Source organism: Yoonia sp. D2-7 (genome assembly GCF_055809435.1).
The window spans coordinates 2403710-2419250 of record NZ_CM147912.1 but is presented as its reverse complement, the minus strand read 5'-3'; the positions used below and the strand labels follow the sequence as shown (position 1 = coordinate 2419250).

Genomic DNA, 15541 nt, shown 5'->3' with positions numbered 1-15541 from the left:
CGAATAGAAAGACCCGTGCGATGATGAAATCCGCCACAAAACTGCCTCTTGATATTGGTCCGATCCACTTTGTGGGGATTGGTGGCATTGGGATGTCGGGCATCGCCGAAGTGTTGATTGAACACGGATATACCGTGCAGGGGTCTGACCTGAAGGCCACGAAGATCACGGATCGTCTGGCCAAATTGGGGGCCACGATTTTTGTGGGGCAGAAGGCGGAGAACCTTGAAGGCGCTGAGGTCATTGTAATTTCAAGCGCGATTAAACCGGGGAACCCTGAACTGGATACCGCTCGTGCGAAGGGTCTGCCTGTTGTGCGCCGTGCGGAAATGCTGGCTGAACTGATGCGCCTGAAATCGAACATTGCCGTGGCGGGGACGCACGGCAAGACGACGACGACGACGATGGTTGCGGCTTTGCTGGATGAGGGCGGGATTGATCCGACTGTTATCAACGGCGGCATTATCCACGCCTACGATTCCAACGCGCGGATGGGCCAAGGCGAATGGATGGTGGTTGAGGCGGATGAATCTGACGGCACGTTTAACCGTCTGCCTGCGACGATTGCCATCGTGACCAACATCGATCCGGAACATATGGAACATTGGGGTACGATTGAGAATCTGCGTCAGGGCTTTATCGATTTCACGTCGAATATTCCGTTTTACGGGCTGGCTGTGTGCTGCACCGATCACCCTGAAGTTCAATCGCTCGTGGGCAAAATCCGCGACCGCCGTGTCACGACGTTCGGGTTCAACGCCCAAGCCGACGTGCGCGCGATGAACCTGACCTATAAGGCGGGTGTGGCGCATTTCGATATTGCGCTGCAGGCCGAGGATATTGTGATCGAAGGCTGCGAATTGCCGATGCCGGGGGACCATAACGTGTCGAACGCGTTGTCCGCGGTCGCGGTGGCGCGGCATTTGGGCATGACGGCGGACGCGATCAAGGTGGCGCTGAAAGGCTTTGGCGGGGTGAACCGCCGCTTTACGAAAGTCGGCGAAGTGGACGGTGTGACGATCATCGACGACTACGGCCACCATCCGGTTGAGATCGCTGCGGTGCTGAAAGCCGCACGTCAGGCCACCGAGGGCCGCGTGATCGCTGTGCACCAACCGCACCGCTACACGCGCCTGCACCACCACTTTGCGGAGTTCTGCGCCTGTTTCAACGACGCCGATGTGGTTGGGATCGCTGACATTTTTGCGGCGGGCGAAGAACCGATTGAAGGGGCTGGCCGCGACGATCTGGTCCACGGGCTGATCGCGCACGGCCACCGCCACGCGCGGGCTGTGGAAAGCGAAGACGATTTGATGCGGCTGGTGAAGGAACAAGCACGTCCGGGGGATATGGTTGTCTGCCTCGGGGCGGGTACGATTTCTGCTTGGGCAAACGGGCTGCCGGATCGTTTGAAGGGGTAGGTTTGGTGGAGATTGCGGAGGTTGTCGATCAGGAGAGTTTGAAAGCCTATATCAACGAATTTCCGTTGAAAGACGCGATAACTTTCGCAATCACTATGGCTTTTCGAATGTCTGCCCGGGTTGCGCCAACAGCAACTTCATACTTTTCTGTGATTGAGCGGAATGAGGTAAAAGAACTTTCTGTTGTTCACGTTTTCCTCACCATGTTGGCAACCCATTTAAATTCTTCCGCCGATGAATATGACAGGATCAAGTTTCCAACTTCATTTGAAGATTTGGTTAATCAGATCGCGGAAAGCGCTCATGATCTGGGCTCAGCCCCAGCAGCCATCTCATCGGAGGCCATTGTAAAAGCAAGTAAAGTCAATTGGGTATCGGAAGTCTTAGAAGCGTTTGATTTGTCGTCAGCTATAGCCTTTGCAAGCGGCATAGCTGCTGGACTTGATGATCAAATGGCCGCGACGGTACATGAGGATGCTTTTTGGGGGGCTATTCGACGCGATCTTGAAATTGGTCCGGTTGGATTTTCTCAGCGAAATGTTCCGCTGTGGTCCGGGCTCGGTCCCATGCGAAGATTTGAGCAGGACTGGCTGGAAACGCGGGATTTGCTGACAGACGAAAACTGCGTGGCGGATTGGTCATTTTGGATTGCGTGGTACGAACGGCTGTTAAGCGGGGCGGATACACGAAATGACTTACTATTGGCCAAGCTGCATGGTTTTGAGGATAGCGATTGGTTGGCCAATTCAGCACAAATCAATCCACTATTCGACGATGTTCTTGCGATCTACGCAGTTGAGTCGGCTCAACTCGCTGAGCGTATCAAGCTGAACGATCGTAAACAGTATTACGCCGAACCCGTCACGCAACTTCCCGAAGATTTGCGCGATGAAGCGATAGAGCGCGCATGTGATGCGCTTAGTGATTTTCAAGAATTGGTGAAAGGGCAGCAGTCTTATCTCGGTGCTTTTGCTGCGATTACCAACCAAATTCGTGATTGGATCGATCGTTATGGCGACCGTCCAATGCGACTTTATGAGAAGCTGGCAGACGCCCAAGAGTTCATTGACGACATTGCCCGCGATTGTGGCTTGAGCCAAGAACAAGCCGTTCTTGTTCTGAAACGTGAATTGGAACGTAGTCGTACAGATATCCGCGCGAGTGACCCTGTCGTAGAACAGCGTATCAATGCGCGCGTTCGGGTTCGCTTTGATGAAATGAAAGCTGATGCGCAAGCCGCATTCTTGACAGTGATTGAAGAAGGTGCGGCAGGGGCCGAGGTTGGCCTACAGTCAGAAATGCGCGAAGATATTCCGCTGATCGAAGGATCGGATACCCCAAACGATGTGCGGGAACGCGCGCTGGTGCGCGAAGGCGAGCGTATCATTCAGATCAATCAATTGCGCCCCAGAGAAGTTGAAGCGTCACCAAAGAGCAATGCCGCGAAGGTCGAACGCGCGGCGGATGTCGGCAATAAGATAGTAACAACTGGCAAGAACTCTTGGTGGGTTGTTGAGCTTGTTTCGAGGTTCTTCTTATGACCCTTTCCGCCATCATCGCTTGTGTTTGGGTCATTGCTTCCGCTGTTGTCGCCTTTTTACCGATGAAAAATCAGTATTTTCCCGGTATCATGTTACTCATCGCTGCCCCGTTGATCATTGTCTGGTTGGGGTATGATTATGGCTGGTGGCTTGCTCTGATTGGTTTGTTCGGGTTTGTTTCGATGTTTCGAAACCCGCTTATTTACATCTATCGTCGCTTGCGCGGCGAAAATCCGGAGGTTCCGAAATGACGTTATCTGTTGTCTGTGCCTTGCTCTGGTTGGTTGTTGCGAATGTATTGGGGATGATGCCGTCCAAGGATAATCATTGGCGTCGCGCCTATCTGTTGATTGCCATTGGTGTGCCGCTTTTGGGGTGGGTCACGATTGAAAACGGCCCTTGGTTGGCGCTTGTGTTTTTGGCCGCTGGCATGTCTGTATTGCGGTGGCCCGTGCTGTATCTGGGCCGCTGGGTCCGGACCCAGTTTGCGAAAGATTAAGTTTTCATGGCCAACGTCCTTGTTCTTCTTTTGATGTCTGCCGCAGGGCTGATCCCATTTTTTGCGGCCGCTGCGTGGATGAAGGCGGGCAAGGTTGGTTACACGATGACGTTGTTTGCCATTCTCGCGGCCTGTCTTGCGATTTCGGTGCAGGCATCGACCAGATTGATGGGCGTTGATCCGATCAAAGCCATCGGTGCTGCGTTGTTGGTGTTTTTACCCGCCACGATTGGCTGTGCGGTTGGCGCTCTGCTTGGATGGATGATAGAGCGGCGGCGCGTGAAGAAGTTTCAAGGAAAATAACCATGTTTGATCTGCCTGAGGTGCGCGGGACCCTGACCATGGATCGTGCGTTGGATAGTTTGACGTGGATGCGTGTCGGTGGGCCTGCTGATGTGCTGTTCCAGCCTGCGGATGTGGATGATCTGGCGGATTTTCTTGCCGCGTTGGACCCGAGCGTGCCTGTGTTTACGATGGGCGTCGGGTCGAACCTGATTGTCCGCGATGGTGGTATTCGTGGCGTCGTGATCCGCATGGGGCGCGGATTTAACGGGATCGAGATTGGTGATCAGGTTGTTGCAGGTGCCGCTGCATTGGATGCGCATGTGGCGCGCAAAGCTGCCGCTGAGGGCCTTGATCTGACGTTCCTGCGCACGATTCCGGGGACGATTGGCGGTGCTGTGCGGATGAACGCTGGGTGTTACGGCACCTATATGGCCGACGTGCTGGACCATGTGGATGTGATTTATCGCGATGGATCGCGTGGCGTTTTGCAAGCGACCGAACTGGATTTGCAGTACCGGCAAAGCACGCTGCCCGAAGGTGCCGTGATTGTCAGTGCCACGATGACCCCGCCGAAGGGGGATGCGGCGACGCTGGAACAGCGGATGACGGATCAGCTGGCAAAGCGGGATGAGACCCAACCGACAAAGGATCGCACCGCCGGGTCCACATTCCGCAATCCGGCTGGGTTTTCATCCACGGGGCAGGCGGATGACAGCCACGAATTGAAGGCGTGGAAAGTGATTGATGACGCTGGCATGCGGGGCGCAACCGTTGGCGGCGCTGTGATGAACACGATGCATTCCAACTTTTTGACCAATGCAGGCGGTGCCACGGCGGCTGACCTTGAAGAATTGGGCGAAGAGGTGCGGAAAAGGGTTTACGCAGACTCTGGCATCACGTTACAATGGGAAATCAAGCGGGTCGGCGAAAAGGCATCGTCAGGCGCGTAGATAATCAGGTCCGAAAACGGACCAACTATAAACGATGGGGCGCAAAGTCCCACGAAAGAGGCAGTGGGTATGTCGAGCAGGGCAAACCCGAAAGTTGTTGTTTTGATGGGCGGACCATCGGCGGAGCGTGACGTGTCGCTCTCAACCGGTCGTGAATGTGCAGCAGCTTTGCGGGTATCAGGATGTGACGTGATCGAAGTGGACGCGGGCGAAAACCCGAGTGCGGCTTTGGCTGTTCAACTGCAAGATATTGCACCCGACGCTGTCTTTAACGCATTGCATGGCCGTTGGGGCGAAGATGGCTGTATTCAGGGGATGCTGGAATGGCTTCGCATTCCTTACACGCATTCTGGTGTTTTTGCGTCCGCGTTGACGATGGACAAGCAGCGTACCAAAGAAGTTTACGCTGCCAACGATCTGCCTTTTATGAAGTCCGTAATCGCCAGTCGCGAAGACGTTGAAGCCGCTCACGTGATGGAGCCGCCTTACGTGGTGAAGCCTTTCAACGAAGGGTCGTCTGTCGGTATTTATATTGTCGGCGAAAACCCGAATGGCCCCCCGCAGCTTGCCCGCGATATGCCGGATCAAGTGATGGTGGAAACCTATGCGCCGGGTCGCGAATTGACGACTGCCGTGATGGGTGATCGCGCTTTGACCGTGACGGACATTATCACGGACGGTTGGTACGACTATCACGCCAAATATGCAGACGGCGGGTCGCGCCATGTGATCCCCGCAGAAATCCCGCAAGAGATTTTCGACGCCTGTATGGACTACGCCCTGCGTGCTCATCAGGTGCTGGGTTGTCGCGGCTTGTCCCGCACGGATTTCCGGTGGGATGAAAGCCGTGGCTTGGACGGGTTGATCCTGCTCGAAACCAACACGCAGCCCGGTATGACCCCGACGTCGCTGGCCCCTGAACAGGCTGACAAGATGGGGATTTCCTTCCCTGATCTGTGCCGTTGGTTGGTGGAGGATGCGTCATGCGATCGTTGATCTTCAAACACCCTCTCGAACGTAAAGCTGCTGCACAGCCGAAGTTGCGCGCGCCACGTGATCCGGCCCCGTCGAAGTGGCACTACCGCTATCAGCGTTGGATGCTGACGCCAGGTGTGCGGACGGCGGTACGTGTGGGGACCCCTTTGGCGTTGATTGCGATTGTCGCGACGTTGTGGGTGTCGAATGACAATAACCGCGCGATGGTTGCCGAAAAATATGCTCAGGTGAAAGCAAGCCTGCAGCAACGTCCCGAATTTGTAATGACAGATTTCAACGTGATCGGGGCTGATCCGCAGACGACTGCTGATATCGAAGGTATCTTGCCTGTCGAATTTCCGGTGTCTTCGTTTGATCTGGACATGGAAGAGCTGCGTGAAACGGTTGAGCAGCTTTATGCGATTAAGTCCGCCCGTGTGCGTGTCGGTGAAAACGGTTTGCTGGATGTGGATGTCACGCCGCGCGTGCCTGTCGCCGTTTGGCGCGATCGCAATACGCTGCGCCTGATTGATGCCAATGGAATTATCGCGGGCATTATCGAAGAACGCGCCGAACGCCGTGATCTGCCGTTGATCGCGGGCGATGGTGCATTTGAAAATATCGACGAGGCGCTGACGCTATTCCGGACCGCTGGACCGATCCGCGAACGCGTGCGCGGTCTTGTGCGGATGGGTGAACGGCGCTGGGATCTGGTGCTGGATCGGGGGCAACGCCTGCTGTTGCCTGACGAAAACCCAATCACGGCGCTGGACCGGATGATTGTATTGAACGAAGCGCAAGACATGCTCGACCGGGACGTCGCGGTGGTCGATATGCGCAATCCAAAAAGAGCTGTCCTAAGAATGACAGCCGAGGCAGCAAATGCTTACCGCAGAGTAAGCGATACGGGGAACTAAGGGCAGATGCGGGATTTATACGAAAGCCAACGGGCCATGCGGAATATGCGCAAGGCGGCGATGCAACGGGGTGTGGTTGCCATTTTGGACGTGGGGACGTCCAAGATTGCATGCCTTGTGTTGCGCTTTGACGAAGCCAAACCGCTAGAAGCGGATGGTATCGGGTCGATGGCAGGGCAGTCGTCTTTCCGTGTGATTGGCGCTGCGACGACCCGTTCGCGCGGTGTCCGATTTGGTGAAGTCGATGCGATGCAGGAAACTGAACGTGCGATCCGCACGGCGGTGAATGCTGCCCAGAAGATGGCGCAGGTCCGTGTGGATCACGTGATCGCTTGTCTGTCCGGTGCGCGTCCGCGGTCATATGGCCTTGATGGTGCGCTTGATCTTGAAGGCGGAATGGTCAGCGAGCAGGACATCGCGCAGGTCATGGCGTCTTGTGATGTCCCTGATTACGGCGACGACCGCGAAGTGCTGCACGCCCAACCTGTGAATTTTGCGTTGGATCATCGGTCTGGCATGGCTGATCCGCGTGGGCTTGTCGGGAATACGCTGACGACGGATATGCATATGCTGACTGTGGATGCGGTGGCTGTGCAGAACATTTTCTTCTGTATCAAGCGCTGTGATCTGGAATTGGCTGGCCTTGCGTCGTCTGCTTATGTGTCCGGTATGTCGTCATTGGTTGAGGACGAACAGGAACTGGGTGCGGCTTGTATTGACATGGGCGGCGGGGCCACTGGCATTTCCGTCTTCATGCGCAAGCACATGATTTATACGGATGCGGTCCGCATGGGCGGCGACCACATCACGTCTGATATTTCGATGGGCCTTCAGGTGCCATTGGCGACGGCCGAGCGGATCAAGACATTCTACGGCGGCGTGATGGCCACGGGGATGGATGACCGCGAAATGATCGAGATCGGTGGAAACACCGGCGATTGGGAACATGACCGTCGGACTGTGTCACGCGCCGAACTGATCGGGATTATGCGCCCACGTGTCGAAGAAATTCTGGAAGAAGTACGTGTCCGTTTGGATGCCGCAGGGTTTGAACATCTTCCGTCACAGAAGATCGTGCTGACGGGCGGGGCGAGCCAGATTCCGGGGCTTGATGGTCTCGCATCCAAAATTTTGGGAAACCAAGTGCGTCTTGGTCGGCCTTTGCGTGTGCAGGGTCTTCCGCAGGCCGCGACAGGTCCGGCATTTGCGGCCGCAGTGGGCATGACGTTGTTCGCGGCGAACCCACAAGACGAATGGTGGGACTTTGAAATTCCAGCGGATCGCTATCCGTCCCGGTCGTTCCGGCGCGCGGTGAAGTGGTTCAAAGACAACTGGTAGGGTTGACATGCCGCTGAGCGACGGATTCTCCGAATCCGTTGCTTGGTAATGTATGCATTGCCTAGGTGTGGGCGCTACATATGGCGCTACACCGAGTCTGATAGGGTCTAGATGTGGTGTTCCGCTTGTGTGGGCACTGTTGTCGTGCGTCTACATGTTGGGGTGTGGTGCGCTGACTTTTCAATATCTGGGATTTTCGGCGCGATCTCGCCGAAACCAAAGTAGATTTACCTATATTTTGTGGCTATTTCACGTTTTTTAGGTGACGTCATGGCGCTCTGGGTTTAGGATCGGCGTAATTATGCGACGACTGCCCGGTGGGACGGGCCCAAAAAAACAGGCGGACAGGAACCATGACATTGAATCTTTCGATTCCCGGACAGGACGAACTTAAACCACGTATCACCGTATTTGGTGTGGGTGGGGCAGGCGGCAACGCCGTGAACAACATGATCGAGCAAGAGCTTGATGGTGTTGAATTTGTCGTGGCCAACACTGACGCGCAGGCGTTGCAGCAATCCCGCTCTGAAGCGAAAATTCAGATGGGCATCAAAGTGACCGAAGGTCTGGGTGCTGGTGCACGCGCGACTGTTGGTGCTGCTGCCGCTGAAGAAAGCATCGAACAGATCGTTGATCACCTTGCTGGCGCGCACATGTGCTTCATCACAGCCGGTATGGGCGGTGGTACAGGTACTGGCGCTGCTCCGATTATCGCACAGGCTGCCCGCGAAATGGGTGTTCTGACTGTTGGTGTTGTGACTAAGCCGTTCCAGTTCGAAGGCGGCAAGCGCATGAAGCAAGCGGATGAAGGCATTGAAGCGCTTCAGAAGGTTGTCGACACGCTGATCATCATTCCAAACCAAAACCTGTTCCGTCTTGCGAATGAAAACACAACATTCACCGAAGCGTTTTCGCTTGCGGATGATGTGTTGTACCAAGGTGTGAAGGGCGTGACTGACCTGATGGTCCGTCCGGGCCTGATCAACCTCGACTTTGCTGACGTTCGCGCCGTCATGGACGAAATGGGCAAAGCGATGATGGGCACAGGCGAAGCAGAGGGTGAAAACCGCGCTGTTGAAGCCGCTGAAAAGGCGATCGCGAACCCGCTGCTCGACGAGATTTCACTCGAAGGTGCAAAGGGCGTTCTGATCAACATCACAGGTTCTTACGACCTGACATTGTTCGAACTGGACGAAGCCGCGAACAAAATCCGCGAAAAGGTCGATCCAGAAGCAAACATCATCGTTGGTTCCACGCTGGACACAGCGATGGAAGGCAAAATGCGCGTGTCCGTTGTGGCCACTGGCATTGACGCGATTGCACGTCACATGGAAACACCTGTGCCGCGCCGGTCTATGTCCCAGCCTTTGACACAAGCACCTGCTGTTGAAGAAGCGGCACGTGCGCCAGTACCAGCGCCAGTTGCTGCTGCACCAGTCGCGGCCGTTGCAGCAGAACCTGCGCCACAGCCAGAGCAGCGCACAATGTTCGAACAGCCAGCAGCTGAAGCAGCCCCAACATTCGCGCCACGTCGCGAAGCAGTGGCCGACGATCTGCCGCCGCCTGCCTACCAGCCTGCACCAGAGCCTACATTGGAAGCACCTGAAGAATTCGTGGCACCACGTGCTGCGGCGGGTACACCAACACCGGAAGCAATGGCGCGTCTGCAAGCCGCAGTTGGCCGTGCGCCAACAGGTCAAGTTGAACGCCCTGCAGCAGCGGGTCCTGTACCAACAGCCGCTTCCGCAGATGCTGGTGAAGAGAAGCGTGGCTTCGGTATCAATTCACTGATCAATCGCATGACAGGTGCCGCTGCTGAGCCTCAGCAATCTGCCCGTCGCGCGCCAGAAGTGACTGCAATTCACGACGAAGCAGACGTTGATCCAGATCAAGAACGCATCGAGATTCCAGCGTTCCTGCGTCGTCAGGCTAACTAAGAATACGTCATATTCTGTGATGTGGGCGTCTTGACGCCCCGTCACGATCACGAACGAAGGCCACCCTCGGGTGGTCTTTTTCGTTTTAAATCAGTGAATTGCTGGCGCTTCGGTCGTTGTGCTGCAATGCAGCGTGATCATGTTTCAGTCCGTCGCAATTGGTGAATTGAGATGCGGGCCTTGTCACCCTACTTTGCAGGTTAACGAAACATGTCTAATCCGCTGAGGCTCTGTGCAAGCAACGTTGAAATCATCTGTGACCTTTGAGGGGGTTGGCCTGCACGCAGGACAGACCGCCAAGATGGTTGTCCGCCCTGCATTGGCCGGAAGCGGAATCACGTTTCGCCGAATGGATATCTTGGGCGAAGCAGGTCGTTTGCCTGCGCGTTGGGACATGGTGGAAGTGTCGCCGTTGAACACCCGCCTGCGCAATACGCATGGCACGACGATTTCGACAATCGAACATGTGATGGCAGCATTGGCCGGCTGTGGTATCCACAACGCCTTCATCGAATTGGACGGCCCTGAAGTGCCGATCATGGACGGGTCGGCCGCGATGTTTGTCCGTGGTTTCGTGGATGCGGGGGTTGTTCATTTTGATGCGCCAATGCGCGCGATCGAAATTCTGGACACAGTCATTGTTGAAGAAGGCGACGCTTTTGCGACGCTGTCTCCGGCGACGTCACTGCAAATTGCGTTCGATATTGCCTTTCCTGATGCGGCCATCGGGACGCAGCGCAAAACGTTGAACATGGCAAACGGTGCCTTTGTGCGTGAACTTTGCGATAGCCGGACGTTCTGCCGCGCATCGGATGTGGACACGATGCGGGCCAATGGGTTGGCGCTTGGCGGCACTATGGAAAATGCGGTCGTCGTTGACGGCGATCAAGTGCTTTCTCCGGGTGGTCTGCGCCACGCTGATGAAGCTGTGCGTCACAAAATGCTGGATGCGTTGGGTGATCTTTACACAGCCGGCGCGCCGATCTTGGGCCGCTATACGGGACACAAGGCAGGGCACGCTTTGACGAACAAGCTGTTGCGCGCGCTTTTTGCGCAGCCAAAGGCATGGCGCTGGGTCAATGTTGACCACACAATCGCGGCGCGTTTGCCCGGTGTTGGTGTGTCGCATGCTGATCTGGGTGCTGTCGCTTAACTTCTTTTGGTCTTAAATATCTCGGGGGTATGGGGGCTGGCCCCCATGTTCTCACGTATCCTCACGCGATGGATGCGCGGAAGTGACCGCAGGGTCTGTAAAAGGCATTTTGCACCCCAAATTTTTCTGTTAGACCTCTTCGGAAATGGGGCAAAACCCCTTTGAGCAGAAGTTGCGTTGCACGAGGACATCTATGTCAGGCATTTCCAAACCAAATGGGCGCAAAGCCCGCCGCTTGGGCCCTGTACTGGCGCTTGGACTTTTGGCAAGCTGCGGTTTGCTGGACCAAGAAACGCCGGTTGAGCTTGAAAACCTGTCTGCCCAGCAGATTTTTGCAATGGGTGAGCTGGAGCTGGAAAAGGGCAAAGCAGACGAAGCGGCCAATATTTTCGGTGAAATCGAACGTCTGTATCCGTATTCTGGGTTTGCCCAGCGTGCGTTGATCATGCAGGCCTTTGCGTTCCATAAGAACCAAGATTACCCGAACAGCCGCGCCAGCGCCCAACGCTACATTGATTTTTATCCTGTCGAAGAAGATGCAGCTTACGCGCATTATCTTCTCGCGTTGTCCTATTACGATCAGATTGATGATATTGGCCGCGATCAGGGGCTGACCTTTCAGGCGTTGCAGGCTTTGCGCGTTGTGATCGAACAATACCCGGGGACGGAATATGCGTCTGCGGCCATCCCGAAATTCGACCTCGCGTTCAGCCATTTGGCTGCGAAGGAAATGGAAATCGGGCGTTATTATCTGAAGCGCAACAATTACGCCGCAGCCGTGAACCGGTTCCGCATCGTGGTTGAGGATTTCCAGACCACACCGCACACACCCGAAGCGTTGCATCGCTTGGTTGAATCGTATTTGTCGCTTGGCCTGACTGCCGAAGCCCAGACGGCTGGTGCCATCTTGGGTCACAACTACCAATCAACCGAATGGTATCAGGAAAGTTTCGCATTGCTGACGGGGCAGGGCCTAGAGGCGCGGTCAGTGGGAGACAATTGGTTGTCGTCAATCTACCGCCAAGTGCTGCTTGGCGAATGGCTCTGATCTTTCACGGAAGGCGCGTTTAGGATGCTGCGCGGCTTAGACATACGCGACATGTTGATCATCGACCGGTTGGAACTTGCGTTTCAGCCCGGTTTGAATGTGCTGACGGGTGAAACCGGTGCTGGTAAGTCTATCCTACTGGATTCACTGGGATTTGTGTTGGGATGGCGTGGCCGTGCTGAACTTGTGCGCGCTGGCGCTGATCAGGGTGAAGTGACCGCCGTTTTCGATCTGCCAATGGGTCACGCCGGACGCGATGTTTTGGCGGAAGCCGGGATCGAAGTTGAAGACGGCGAAGTTATTCTACGCCGGATCAACACACGTGATGGCCGCAAAACCGCGTGGATCAATGACCGTCGCGTCAGTGGTGAGGTTTTGCGCAATCTGTCCGAAACGCTGGTAGAACTGCACGGTCAGCATGATGATCGCGGGCTTTTGAACCCGCGTGGTCATCGGTTGATGCTGGACGAATACGCCGGCCTTGATGCGGACATAACGAAGGCCCGCGCCGCGTGGAAAGCGCTGGCTGAGGCGCAGAAGCGCCTGAGCGCGACACACGCCCGCATCGCCGAAGCAAAGGCCGAAGAAGAATATTTGCGTCACGCTGTGGCTGAATTGGATGCGCTTGATCCGCAAGCGGGTGAAGAGGCGACATTGGATACTCAGCGCCGCCTGATGCAAGCTGCTGAAAAGATCAGGGCCGATATCGCGAAGGCTGGTGAGGCGTTGGGACTGTCCGGTGCGGAAGGTATGGTGAATGACGCGAACCGCTGGTTGATTGGTGCCGCAGACAAGGCCGACGGGCGTCTCGATGATCCGTTGGCTGCTATTGAACGGGCTGTTCTGGCGCTGGATCAGGCCCAGCAAGGCGTTGCGTCCTGCTTGGATGCCCTGACGTTTAACCCCGCCGAGTTGGAAGAAGCCGAAGAACGGTTGTTTGCCATTCGCGGTTTGGCCCGTAAGCACAACGTTTTGGCCGATGATCTTGGTCCGTTTGCCGATGATCTACGCGCGCGGTTGGCCGTGTTGGATGGCGGTGCGAAAGACCTTGCGACGTGCGAGGCTGACGTGATGACCGCGCAGGCGGCTTACGATGCGGCGGCGGATCGTTTGACCGCAAAACGCACCAAAGCCGCGAAGGCGCTGGACAAAGCGATGGCTGCCGAATTGGCGCCGCTTAAAATGGAACGCGCCGTTTTTGTGACGATGGTCACGCCGACGGACGCAGGTCCAGAAGGCCGCGATAGCGTGGCCTTTACGGTTGCGACGAACCCCGGCGCACCTGCTGGTCCATTGAACAAGATCGCATCAGGCGGGGAATTGTCCCGCTTCTTGCTGGCTTTGAAGGTCTGTCTGACCCAAGCGGGCAAGGGCGGTTTGACGATGATCTTTGATGAAATCGACCGTGGTGTTGGTGGGGCGACTGCCGATGCTGTCGGGCGTCGCCTGTCCGAACTGGCAGGCGGTGGTCAGGTGCTTGTGGTGACACATTCCCCGCAGGTCGCAGCCCTTGGTCAGCACCATTGGCGTGTCGAAAAACGGCAGACCAAGAAAGAAACAACATCTACGGTTGTGCCTTTGCTTGATGACGCGCGTATTGATGAAATTGCGCGCATGTTATCGGGCGATACTGTGACCGATGCAGCACGCGCCGCTGCCGAAGCCCTGATGGCACCAAGCAGCTAGCAGCCACCCCTTGGACCGCGCCACGTGATCCCGTAGGGTTTTGGTAACGCTGAACTTTGGCATTGAAAGACCCGACCATGTCGTCGCCTGTTTCCCAGTTTCTGTCCGAAAGTTGGACCAAATGGTGCGGTATGGCCCAGAGCGGTCTCGTCACGATCAAACGTGAAGGACCGTCGCAGGTTCAGTTCTGGTTTATCGCGCTGTTCGTCGGGATCGGGGCCGGTTTTGCGGCGCTCGGGTTTCGGCTTGGCGTCGATTGGCTTCAATCGTTTTTGTATCAGGCGGAAGACGTCAGTCGGCTGCATTCCTTGGCCACGCGGTTGCACTGGATTCACATCATATTGATCCCCGCGTTTGGCGGGTTGTTGGTTGGCCTGATCCTGCATTTCTTCACAGATGACGGCAGATCGCGGTCAGTCGCTGACGTGATCGAAGGGGCGGCGCTGAACGAAGGTCGGGTGCAGGTCCGGCGTGGGATTGCGTCCGCCTTGGCCAGTATGGTGACCTTGTCGTCGGGCGGGTCCACGGGGCGTGAAGGTCCTGTTGTCCACATGGCTGCGGTGATTTCGACCGTGGTGTGCCGGTTCATTCGCGCGGACGGGATCACGGGCCGTGATTTGTTAGGATGTGCGGTGGCTGCAGCCGTATCCGCCAGCTTTAACACGCCGATCGCGGGTGCATTATTCGCGCTGGAGATCGTGCTGCGTCACTTTGCGGTTCACGCCTTTGCGCCAATCGTGATTGCGTCTGTGGCAGGGACGGTCATCAACCGATTGGCTTTTGGAGATGTGACCGAATTTGTGCTGCCCGCCCAAAACGCGCTGAACTTCTATGTTGAATTGCCAGCGTTCTTGTTGCTGGGCCTCATGTGCGGCGGGATTGCAGTTGTGCTGATGCGTGCGATTTTCTGGACAGAGGATTTGGCGAACCATTTCCAGACCCAAACGAAACTGCCCGGCTATTTGCGCCCTGCGATTGCAGGTGTCCTATTGGGCCTGTTAGCCGTCGAATTTCCGCAAATCATCGGAGTTGGGTACGAGACAACGACACAGGCCTTGTCGGGCAATCTGACCTTTGGGATGGCGGTGATGATTGCGGTCGTAAAGGTCGTCGCGGTTGCGATCACGATGGGCGGACGCATGGGCGGCGGGGTATTTTCGCCGGCACTGATGGTGGGAGCTTTGACAGGGCTGGCCTTCGGGATCGTTGCGACAAGCATTTTCCCGAATGTGTCCGGTGAAGGATCGCTGTACGCGCTGGCAGGGATGGGGGCCGTCGCGGCCGCTGTGCTGGGTGCGCCGATCTCGACATCACTAATTGTGTTTGAATTAACGGGTGACTGGCAAACCGGTCTGGCCGTGATGGTCGCCGTGTCCATGTCGACGGCTATTTCGTCCAAACTGGTAGATCGGTCTTTCTTCCTGACACAGCTGGAACGGCGCAACGTGCATTTGGCAGCGGGGCCGCAAGCCTATCTGCTCGCCACCTTCATGGTCGCCAATGTCATGCGCAAAGCTGACAGCCAAGGCAGTGCAGACACCGAAAGTTGCTGGGCGTTGATCCGCGAAGGCGTCTATATCGACGGGAATGCGACCTTGGAACAAGCCATGCCGATTTTTGAGGCGGGCAATCAGGTCTTCATTCCGGTCGTGACAATTGCAGACGAAGACGCGCCGCCCGAATTGTGGGGGGCGCTGTTCCAAGTTGATGCGCTGAAAGCGATGAACAAAGCACTATCGGCGACGGCGGCGGAAGAGCATTCCTAAGGCATTCTCGCGCTGCACTTTGCTT

Annotated in this window: 14 protein-coding genes; all 14 read left to right on the top strand. The window is 56.1% G+C overall.

Annotation, left to right across the window (positions count from 1 at the left end):
• Positions 1 to 23 precede the first annotated feature (23 nt).
• The 14 genes from murC to AC0L7R_RS11750 all read left to right on the top strand — a co-directional run bounded on the left by murC (position 24) and on the right by AC0L7R_RS11750 (position 15516).
• Positions 24 to 1421 (top strand): UDP-N-acetylmuramate--L-alanine ligase, encoded by a 1398-nt coding sequence (gene murC / locus AC0L7R_RS11815; protein WP_473660404.1) that lies wholly within the window; start codon positions 24 to 26, stop codon positions 1419 to 1421.
• The gene (locus AC0L7R_RS11810) at positions 1385 to 2962 is read left to right on the top strand and encodes a hypothetical protein (RefSeq protein WP_473657083.1); all 1578 of its coding nucleotides are present in this window, start codon (positions 1385 to 1387) and stop codon (positions 2960 to 2962) included. The genes murC and AC0L7R_RS11810 overlap by 37 nt, the downstream gene beginning before the upstream one ends.
• Entirely contained in the window at positions 2959 to 3213 is a 255-nt protein-coding gene (locus AC0L7R_RS11805) for a DUF2484 family protein (protein WP_473657081.1), read from the top strand. The genes AC0L7R_RS11810 and AC0L7R_RS11805 overlap by 4 nt, the downstream gene beginning before the upstream one ends.
• Positions 3210 to 3461 (top strand): DUF2484 family protein, encoded by a 252-nt coding sequence (locus tag AC0L7R_RS11800; RefSeq protein WP_473657080.1) that lies wholly within the window; start codon positions 3210 to 3212, stop codon positions 3459 to 3461. Before AC0L7R_RS11805 ends, AC0L7R_RS11800 begins: the two co-directional genes overlap by 4 nt.
• A 6-nt stretch (positions 3462 to 3467) precedes the next feature.
• Positions 3468 to 3764: a UDP-N-acetylmuramate--alanine ligase gene (locus tag AC0L7R_RS11795; protein WP_348109039.1), complete on the top strand. Its 297-nt coding sequence runs from the start codon at positions 3468 to 3470 to the stop codon at positions 3762 to 3764.
• Positions 3765 to 3766: 2 nt separating this feature from the next.
• Positions 3767 to 4696: a UDP-N-acetylmuramate dehydrogenase gene (gene murB / locus AC0L7R_RS11790; protein ID WP_473657079.1), complete on the top strand. Its 930-nt coding sequence runs from the start codon at positions 3767 to 3769 to the stop codon at positions 4694 to 4696.
• 69 nt (positions 4697 to 4765) lie between these two features.
• Positions 4766 to 5692: a D-alanine--D-alanine ligase gene (locus AC0L7R_RS11785; protein ID WP_473657078.1), complete on the top strand. Its 927-nt coding sequence runs from the start codon at positions 4766 to 4768 to the stop codon at positions 5690 to 5692.
• The gene (locus AC0L7R_RS11780) at positions 5680 to 6588 is read left to right on the top strand and encodes a cell division protein FtsQ/DivIB (protein WP_473657077.1); all 909 of its coding nucleotides are present in this window, start codon (positions 5680 to 5682) and stop codon (positions 6586 to 6588) included. Before AC0L7R_RS11785 ends, AC0L7R_RS11780 begins: the two co-directional genes overlap by 13 nt.
• Positions 6589 to 6594: 6 nt before the next feature.
• Complete coding sequence (gene ftsA / locus AC0L7R_RS11775) at positions 6595 to 7926, top strand: cell division protein FtsA (protein WP_473657076.1); 1332 nt, start codon at positions 6595 to 6597, stop codon at positions 7924 to 7926.
• Between the two features lie 353 nt (positions 7927 to 8279).
• The gene (ftsZ, locus tag AC0L7R_RS11770) at positions 8280 to 9863 is read left to right on the top strand and encodes a cell division protein FtsZ (protein ID WP_473657075.1); all 1584 of its coding nucleotides are present in this window, start codon (positions 8280 to 8282) and stop codon (positions 9861 to 9863) included.
• Positions 9864 to 10095: 232 nt separating this feature from the next.
• Entirely contained in the window at positions 10096 to 11016 is a 921-nt protein-coding gene (gene lpxC / locus AC0L7R_RS11765; protein WP_473657073.1) for a UDP-3-O-acyl-N-acetylglucosamine deacetylase, read from the top strand.
• A gap of 193 nt (positions 11017 to 11209) precedes the next feature.
• Positions 11210 to 12064 (top strand): outer membrane protein assembly factor BamD, encoded by an 855-nt coding sequence (locus AC0L7R_RS11760; RefSeq protein WP_473657072.1) that lies wholly within the window; start codon positions 11210 to 11212, stop codon positions 12062 to 12064.
• Between the two features lie 24 nt (positions 12065 to 12088).
• Positions 12089 to 13750, top strand: a complete 1662-nt coding sequence (gene recN / locus AC0L7R_RS11755) for a DNA repair protein RecN (protein WP_473657071.1) — start codon at positions 12089 to 12091, stop codon at positions 13748 to 13750.
• A gap of 77 nt (positions 13751 to 13827) precedes the next feature.
• Positions 13828 to 15516 carry a chloride channel protein gene (locus tag AC0L7R_RS11750; RefSeq protein ID WP_473657070.1) on the top strand — a complete coding sequence of 563 codons (1689 nt, stop codon included), beginning with the start codon at positions 13828 to 13830 and terminating at the stop codon, positions 15514 to 15516.
• Positions 15517 to 15541 lie beyond the last annotated feature (25 nt).